This window comes from Bifidobacterium goeldii (assembly GCF_003951095.1).
Classification (GTDB): domain Bacteria; phylum Actinomycetota; class Actinomycetes; order Actinomycetales; family Bifidobacteriaceae; genus Bifidobacterium; species Bifidobacterium goeldii.
The window spans coordinates 34,799-41,688 of sequence record NZ_QXGL01000010.1 but is presented as its reverse complement, the minus strand read 5'-3'; the positions used below and the strand labels follow the sequence as shown (position 1 = coordinate 41,688).

Annotated in this window: 6 protein-coding genes; 4 read left to right on the top strand and 2 right to left on the bottom strand. The window is 58.7% G+C overall.

Annotated features, from left to right (window positions below):
* A partial coding sequence (locus D2E25_RS09930; RefSeq protein ID WP_420897353.1) for a glycosyltransferase family 2 protein occupies positions 1-517 on the bottom strand: 517 nt, incomplete at its 3' end.
* Between the two features lie 172 nt (positions 518-689).
* A complete protein-coding gene (locus D2E25_RS09925) occupies positions 690-1,469 on the bottom strand; it encodes a TetR/AcrR family transcriptional regulator (protein ID WP_164514808.1) in 780 nt (259 codons plus the stop codon).
* A gap of 126 nt (positions 1,470-1,595) precedes the next feature.
* Here D2E25_RS09925 and ftsY point away from each other — a divergent pair, with 126 nt between their 5' ends.
* The 4 genes from ftsY (at position 1,596) to D2E25_RS09905 (ending at position 6,862) form a co-directional block, all read left to right on the top strand.
* Positions 1,596-2,912: a signal recognition particle-docking protein FtsY gene (gene ftsY, locus D2E25_RS09920; RefSeq protein ID WP_125982375.1), complete on the top strand. Its 1,317-nt coding sequence runs from the start codon at positions 1,596-1,598 to the stop codon at positions 2,910-2,912.
* Positions 2,913-3,276: 364 nt separating this feature from the next.
* Positions 3,277-4,566 (top strand): ammonium transporter, encoded by a 1,290-nt coding sequence (locus D2E25_RS09915; RefSeq protein ID WP_125982373.1) that lies wholly within the window; start codon positions 3,277-3,279, stop codon positions 4,564-4,566.
* 1 nt (position 4,567) lies between these two features.
* The gene (locus D2E25_RS09910) at positions 4,568-4,906 is read left to right on the top strand and encodes a P-II family nitrogen regulator (RefSeq protein WP_003807443.1); all 339 of its coding nucleotides are present in this window, start codon (positions 4,568-4,570) and stop codon (positions 4,904-4,906) included.
* Positions 4,907-5,026: 120 nt separating this feature from the next.
* Positions 5,027-6,862 carry a [protein-PII] uridylyltransferase family protein gene (locus tag D2E25_RS09905; RefSeq protein WP_125982371.1) on the top strand — a complete coding sequence of 612 codons (1,836 nt, stop codon included), beginning with the start codon at positions 5,027-5,029 and terminating at the stop codon, positions 6,860-6,862.
* The last annotated feature ends 28 nt before the right edge of the window (positions 6,863-6,890 follow it).

The following is a 6,890-nucleotide window of genomic DNA, read 5'->3' as shown; positions in this document are numbered from 1 at the left end:
TCAGCGCGTGCATCAGAATGTATTCTGCTAAGCCAAAACGGCCGAGATCATCCCAGCCGAGCACAGTGTTGGTGGTCATCGCATGGCGGAAATTAACGGTGTGCTTGACGCGCTTGCCGACTTTGTCGTACACGTAGTTCGTGACGATCATGTCGACTGGTTCGGCTGCGTCTCGCTGAGCGCGCAGCGTGTCCATCAACGTGTCGATTGACGGCGTATCCACCCAGTCGTCAGCGTCCACGACTTTGACATACATGCCGCTCGCGTTCGCAATACCAGTGTTGACCGCGCCGCCATGCCCCTTATTTGGCTGATGGATTGCGCGCACATTGTTCGGCCAACGATGCTGATACAGGTCAGCGAGCTCGCCAGTGCTGTCACGGGAACCATCGTCAACGATAAGCACTTCGATATCGCTCGGGTCCGTTGCGGAGAGTAGCGATTCTACGCAACGCTCCAAATACGTTTCCATGTTGTATGCGGGCACCACGAAGGTGAGCGTCTTGTCAGTGTTCATAATCCGGTAGTGTCCTCGTTTGTGCCTGGGTGCGCTTGCCTGTGTGCTGTTGACTGCTGTGAGTCGCTGTGCGAGCGCTGCTGACTCGTCAGTGTAATAGGCGGCGGTGAATTTACACTAAGCCAGTTCAGTTAGTGCCAGCTCAGTTAGTGCCAGTTCAGTTGGCGCCAGTTCAGTTGGCGTCTTCCGACTCGACTGGCGATGACGGATCGGACTCAGGCTCAGCGGACGCTGGCGTACTGCTACTGTCAGATTCTTGCGCTGCATCCTCTGCGACACCCTTTGCGGCGCTTTTCGCAGCATCTTTTGCAGCTTCGCGTGCAGCCTTCGCCGCGATCTGCTGCGCGCGCTGCCCCTCGAAGCGCAATGTTGGCTTGGAATCAAGCCGCGACAATCCATGCCACGCAAGATCAACAATGTACGCAGCCAGCTGCTCTTTATTGACTTTCGGTCGATCAGCCCAGTACTGGCCGGTAAACACGGTCATGCCCACAAGCATCTGCGCATAGTACGGCACGCCTTTGGTTGATAGCTTCTGCCGCTTGAACGCAGCGGTCAACAAATCCTCAACGCGCATACTAATATCGCCCAGCAGCGAGTTGAACGAGCCGGCTGGGTCAGTGCTGGGGGAGTCGCGCACCAACACTTGGAATCCTTCCGCGTTCTCCTCAATATAGGTGAGCAGCGCCAGCGCAGCCTTTTCCACGATCTGCCGCGGGTGCATATCCGGGTCGGACAGTGTCGCCGTCAGTGCATCGGTGAGCGCGCGCATTTCACGATCGACGATCACCGCGTACAGTCCTTCTTTACCGCCGAAATGCTCGTAGACAATCGGCTTACTCACCTTCGCGTTCGCTGCGATCTCCTCAACGCTTACCGCCTCGAAACCTTTAGCGGCGAATAGCGCGCGGCCCACTTGAATGAGCTGCTCGCGGCGTTGCAGCGATGTCATGCGTGAAGTATTGCCCATGCCCACCAGTGTAGTTGGCGGTATGGTTGCGATGCCGCGGCACGATCGGCGCCGATCGCGCGTCGTATCCCGATTCCCGCTGTCCCTTGCGGTTTTTACGCTGGAGACATGGATACGAATGTGATTATCGGCATTGTGGCCGTAGTGGCCATTGCCATCGTGTTGATCGCGTGGGGCGTGTGGAATGATCGCTCGCGCAAGAAGGCGCTCGCTCGCGCTGAAGCTGAAGCAAAAGCGAAGGCTGATGCTCGAATCGCCGCTGAACAAGCCCAGCGTGAATCGCAGTCGGCTGCGGCACAGAGCGCCGCCGAATCTACTAGCGAACGTACCGACGCCGGCGAAGCCCCCGGTTCTGCCACTGCGGGTGGCGTTGCTGCTGATAAGACCGCTCAGGAAGCGCCGGCAAAGGCTGAAGAGCCTGCGCCTGCTGCGCCTGAATCCGCACCCGCTGCGTCTGAACCTGCTCCGTCCCCCGCGCCAAAGCCCGCGGACAAGCCAGAATCAGCCGGCTCGCGCATCCAGCGTTTGCGCGCGAAGCTCGCGAAGTCCACAAACCCGTTCGGCAAGGCGCTGTTCAACATTCTCACAAAGGACAATCTGTCCGAAGCTGACTGGGAGGATGTCGAAGATACGCTGCTGCTGGCCGATGTCGGCGCTGAGGCTAGCGAACAGCTGGTCGAGGAGCTGCGCAAGGACGCTCGCATCACCGGCAAGGCCGATGCCGCCGAAGTGCGCGCTGGCTTGAAGGAGAAGCTGCTCGATCTGGTCGGGCGTGATACTGATCGTCGTCTCAACGTTAACAAGCCGGGCGCGAACAAGCCTGGCGTGATCATCATGGTCGGCGTCAACGGTACTGGCAAGACCACGACCGCCGGCAAGCTGGCTCGCTTGTTTGTTTCTGAGGACAAGAAGGTTGTGATGGGCGCGGCCGATACGTTCCGTGCCGCTGCTGCTGATCAGCTGGAAACGTGGGGCGCTAAAGTCAACGTGCCTGTAGTCCGCTCCGACAAGGATGGTGCTGACCCGGCGTCGGTTGCATTCGAAGCAAGCGCGCGCGCTAAGGAAGACAACGCTGACGTGCTCATTATCGACACTGCTGGCCGCCTGCAGAACAAAGCAAACCTGATGGATGAGCTGGGCAAGATCCGCCGCGTGACCGAAAAGAATCTGCCAGTGGATGAGGTGCTGCTCGTGCTCGACGCGACCACCGGCCAGAACGGCATGACCCAGGCCAAGGTGTTCGCTGAGGCGATCGGCATCACCGGCGTAGTGCTCTCCAAGCTCGACGGCTCCGCCAAGGGCGGCATCGTGATCTCCGTGCAGAAGGAGCTCGGTGTGCCGGTTAAGCTCGTTGGCCTTGGTGAAGGCCCTGACGATCTTGCGCCGTTTGATCCAGAAGGCTTTGTTGACGGTATCCTCGCGTAGTGCGTAGTCTGCGGTAATTCAAGGCCGTTTATAGCCGCCATATTTTCAAGCCGACGTCCACGTTGTGAACGTCGGCTTTGTTATATCCGCGACCATTCATTTTTCGACCGAGTATACACACGAAATCTGCAATCCCGCAGAAAAACAGGTATTGCGCGCTCGCCGCTCGTTGCAGCCCGGCATGATTCAGTCGCATTTTTACATGCGTGTAACCTTATGTAACTTGTTCAACATGCTGCAGGCGTTCCATAACGCTTGTGAGTTTCGCAGGGCACGACCCAGCGAAGAACATATGAGTAGTAAACGATTCGCTTCGCGCTAGACGCGAAAGCGAGCGTGAGATACAGAGAGAGGGAGGTAGCACATGGACACTGGAAATGCTGCATGGATGTTGACATCCGCGTCCTTGGTATTCCTCATGACGCCTGGTGTGGCGTTCTTCTATGGTGGCATGGTTCGAGCTAAGGCCGTGCTGAACATGCTGATGCTTTCGGCGGCTGCACTGTCGGTCACCGCAGTCGTGTGGACGTTCTGGGGCTGGTCGATCGCATACGCCGGCAACAGCGTTGGTGGTATCTTCGGCGACCCGGCAACCGGCTTCCTGCTGAAGGATTCGATGGTCTTCGACGACAAGCTGGGCCAGTACACAGCAGCTGACACGTCGGGCGCTTACCCGCGCAGTATTGACGTTTCCTTCCAGGTTACATTCGCTATGATCACCGTCGCGCTGATCTGCGGTGCTATCGCCGAACGCGTCAAGTACAGCACGTGGATGCTGTTCGTCGCCCTGTGGATCACCTTCGACTACGCTCCGATGGCCCACATGGTGTGGAATGGCGGTCTGCTGAGCGCTAAGGGCGCAATTTCTGCTGCTATCGGCGCTGCCGCTCACGATTACGCAGGTGGTACGGTCGTGCACATCAACGCGGCAATGGCTGCGCTGATCATCGTGCTCATTATCGGCAAGCGCAAGGGCTTCGGCACGCAGCCGTTCCGCCCGCACAACGTTCCGTTCGTGATGCTCGGCGCATTCCTGCTGTGGTTCGGCTGGTTCGGCTTCAACGCTGGTTCTGCATTCGCTGCCAACGGCACCGCTGGCTACACCTGGATGAGCACCACTGCTGCAACTGCAGCCGCAATGCTCGCTTGGGGCTTCACTGAGAAGATTCGTACTGGTCACTACACCGCAATGGGTGCTGCTTCCGGTATCGTCGCTGGCTTGGTTGCTATCACCCCGGCTGCTGATGTGGTTTCCCCGCTGTGGGCCATGGTTATCGGCGCAATCGCTGGCGTGCTGTGCTGCTTCGCCTGCGGACTGAAGTTCAAGCTCGGCTATGACGATTCGCTCGATGTGGTGGGCGTCCACGGTGTTGGTGGTCTGACTGGTACCGTGCTCATCGGCTTCTTCGGCGAGGGCACCGGCCTGCTGGCTGGCGGCGACTGGCGTCAGCTGGTGGTCCAGATCGTTATCGCCCTGTGCGCAATCCTCTACTCTGGTGTCATTACGGCGATCATCGCTTTCGCACTCGAGAAGACGATCGGTTGGCGTGTCACCGAAGCTCAGGAAGTCGGCGGTATCGATCTCGCCGATCAGGGCGAACGTGCATATGATTTCGCTGGCACTGCCAGCTCGGTTCTCAAGGAGGTGAGGTGAGATGAAGCTCATCACCGCTATCATTCAGCCCCATAAGCTCGACGACGTCAAGGAAGCACTTGCCGCAGCTGGCGTGCACGGTCTGACTGTCTCCGAGGCGAACGGCTACGGCCGTCAGCGCGGCCACACTGAGGTGTACCGCGGCGCTGAATATACGGTTGACCTGATCCCGAAGATCCGCATCGAAGTATTGTCTGACGATGCTGATGCGGAGACGCTGGTGGGTGTGATCGTCAAGTCCGCTGGCTCCGGCACTATCGGCGACGGCAAGGTTTGGGTTGCGCCGCTTGATTCCGTGACCCGCGTGCGTACTGGCGAGACCGGTTCCGCCGCGATCTAACAAGCTACCCGCGCCTTCGGGTACGGGTTATCAATAAGACAGGTCCCCGCACGCTGCACATTGCTGCCGTGCGGGGATTTTTCGTTTCGCATTCGGCTCCCTCTGACGAGAGGAATATGTATGACTTCGGCGGTTGATGGACTCAAACAGCGGTTCATGGATATGAGTCAGCCCGATCAAGATGGCATCTACCGTAATGGTGCTGCCAAGCGCAAGGCGCGCACTGCACTGGCGATGGATTGCTTGCGCCAGTTGTGGCAGCAGGCAGTTGATAGCGTATCGTTCAGCGTTCCTACCACCGGCATTGGCTTCGGCGCAGTCGGCTCGCTCGCTCGCGGTCAGGTTGGCCCTAGCTCTGATTTGGACTTGGTGATTATTTACGAGCCGCACGCGCTCAACGATCAGCAGTTGAACGAGCTCGCCAATAAACTGTGGTATCCGCTGTGGGATTCAGGGCTTGACCTGGACCAGTCAATCCGTACACGCCAACAATGCGAAGCGGTTACCGATTCCGATTTACCGGCAGCGATGGGCTGGTTGGATGTGAAGCCGATCACCGGGGATACGGCGTTAATCGAATCCACCGCTACCTCGATTTTGGAACGCTGGCGCAAAGCTGCGCGCAAACGCTTGCCGGAACTATTGGAATCGGCGACCAAGCGGCTTGACGAGTTTGGCCGGCTCGCCTATATCAACCAGCCGGATATTAAAGAAGCGCGCGGCGGCTTGCGTGACTCAGTGCTGGTGTCTGCGCTCGCAGCTTCGTGGCTGGCTGATCGCCCGCACGGTCGCTACGATGAGGCGGTTGACGCACTGCTGGACGTGCGCGACTGCATCCACCTCACTGCGAATAAAGACACAAATCTGCTGCTTTCTCCCTATCAGGACAAGGTGGCGGCAATGCTGGGCCTTGCCGATCCAACATTGCCAGCTGGGGAGCGTGAAGCGCGTTCGATTGATGATTTGCAAACTCGTTTGGCGCGCATTGGCCGCCAGATCGCGTTCGCCTTGGATTCCACCGCGTCGCGCGCTGAGCATTCGCTAGTGCATGAGCATCCGCGTTTTTCCTTCTTCCAAATCTTGTCTCCGCGCGGTGGCGGCAAGCGTGAAGCGCCAAAATTCGAAGTGGTAGCTCCCGGTGTGGCAAAGCATGAGCAGGAAATCGTGCTCGCGCCTGGCGTTGACCCGTCTACTGACCGCGATCTGCCGTTGCGCGTGGCTACTGCGGCCGCAGAATTTGACTTGCCAATCAGCCCGGTGACACTGGGTAATCTGCGCCGCTGCCCGATTCGCGATTCTGCGTGGGATGAGACTTCGCGCGACTTGTTTGTGCGCTTGCTGGCGAGCGGCCCGGCGTTGATGAACGTGTGGGAGGAGATTGATTTCGCAGATATTCCCGGCCGGTGGATGCCTGAATGGTTGGGTATTCGTAATCGACCGAGTGCCTCGGCGGCTCACCGCTACACGATCGACCGCCACAGTGTTGAAGTGGTGTCGCGTTTGGGGCGCGAATCGCCCAGCGGCGACCGATACGATGATCGGCATTACACAGCGCTGTTAATGGCTGGTATTTTGCACGATATTGGCAAGCGGCCATTTGTGAACGATCATGCGGCGGAGGGTGCGCGTCACGCGGCGACGATTATGAAGCGCATGGGATTCGACCCGGATATCGCGCGGTGGACGACGATTTTGGTACGTGAACATCTGACGTTGTCTGAGTTTGCGACCGGCCGCAATCCGAACGACCCAGCGGTTGGTGCAGAGCTTGCCGCGCGCATTGACCGCGATGGCGTGCTGCTCGACATGCTGTTCGATCTCACGCGTGCCGATGGTTCTTCGCTGGGAGCGACTCCCGGTGAGGCGATTACTAAGCAGTATGGCTGGAGTAATTGGCGTGCCTCGCTCGTGCGCACGATGTACAACGCTGCCCGCTACCACCTGCCGAAGCGGTAGTGGATTGCGATAGGCTGCGCTTCGTGGC

Bases quoted from the DNA above. Each gene is read 5' to 3' on its own strand.
- D2E25_RS09915 (WP_125982373.1), top strand. From the start codon at position 3,277: ATGGACACTGGAAATGCTGCATGGATGTTGACATCCGCGTCCTTGGTA.
- ftsY (WP_125982375.1), top strand. From the start codon at position 1,596: ATGGATACGAATGTGATTATCGGCATTGTGGCCGTAGTGGCCATTGCC.
- D2E25_RS09925 (WP_164514808.1), bottom strand. From the start codon at position 1,469: ATGACATCGCTGCAACGCCGCGAGCAGCTCATTCAAGTGGGCCGCGCG.
- D2E25_RS09910 (WP_003807443.1), top strand. From the start codon at position 4,568: ATGAAGCTCATCACCGCTATCATTCAGCCCCATAAGCTCGACGACGTC.
- D2E25_RS09905 (WP_125982371.1), top strand. From the start codon at position 5,027: ATGACTTCGGCGGTTGATGGACTCAAACAGCGGTTCATGGATATGAGT.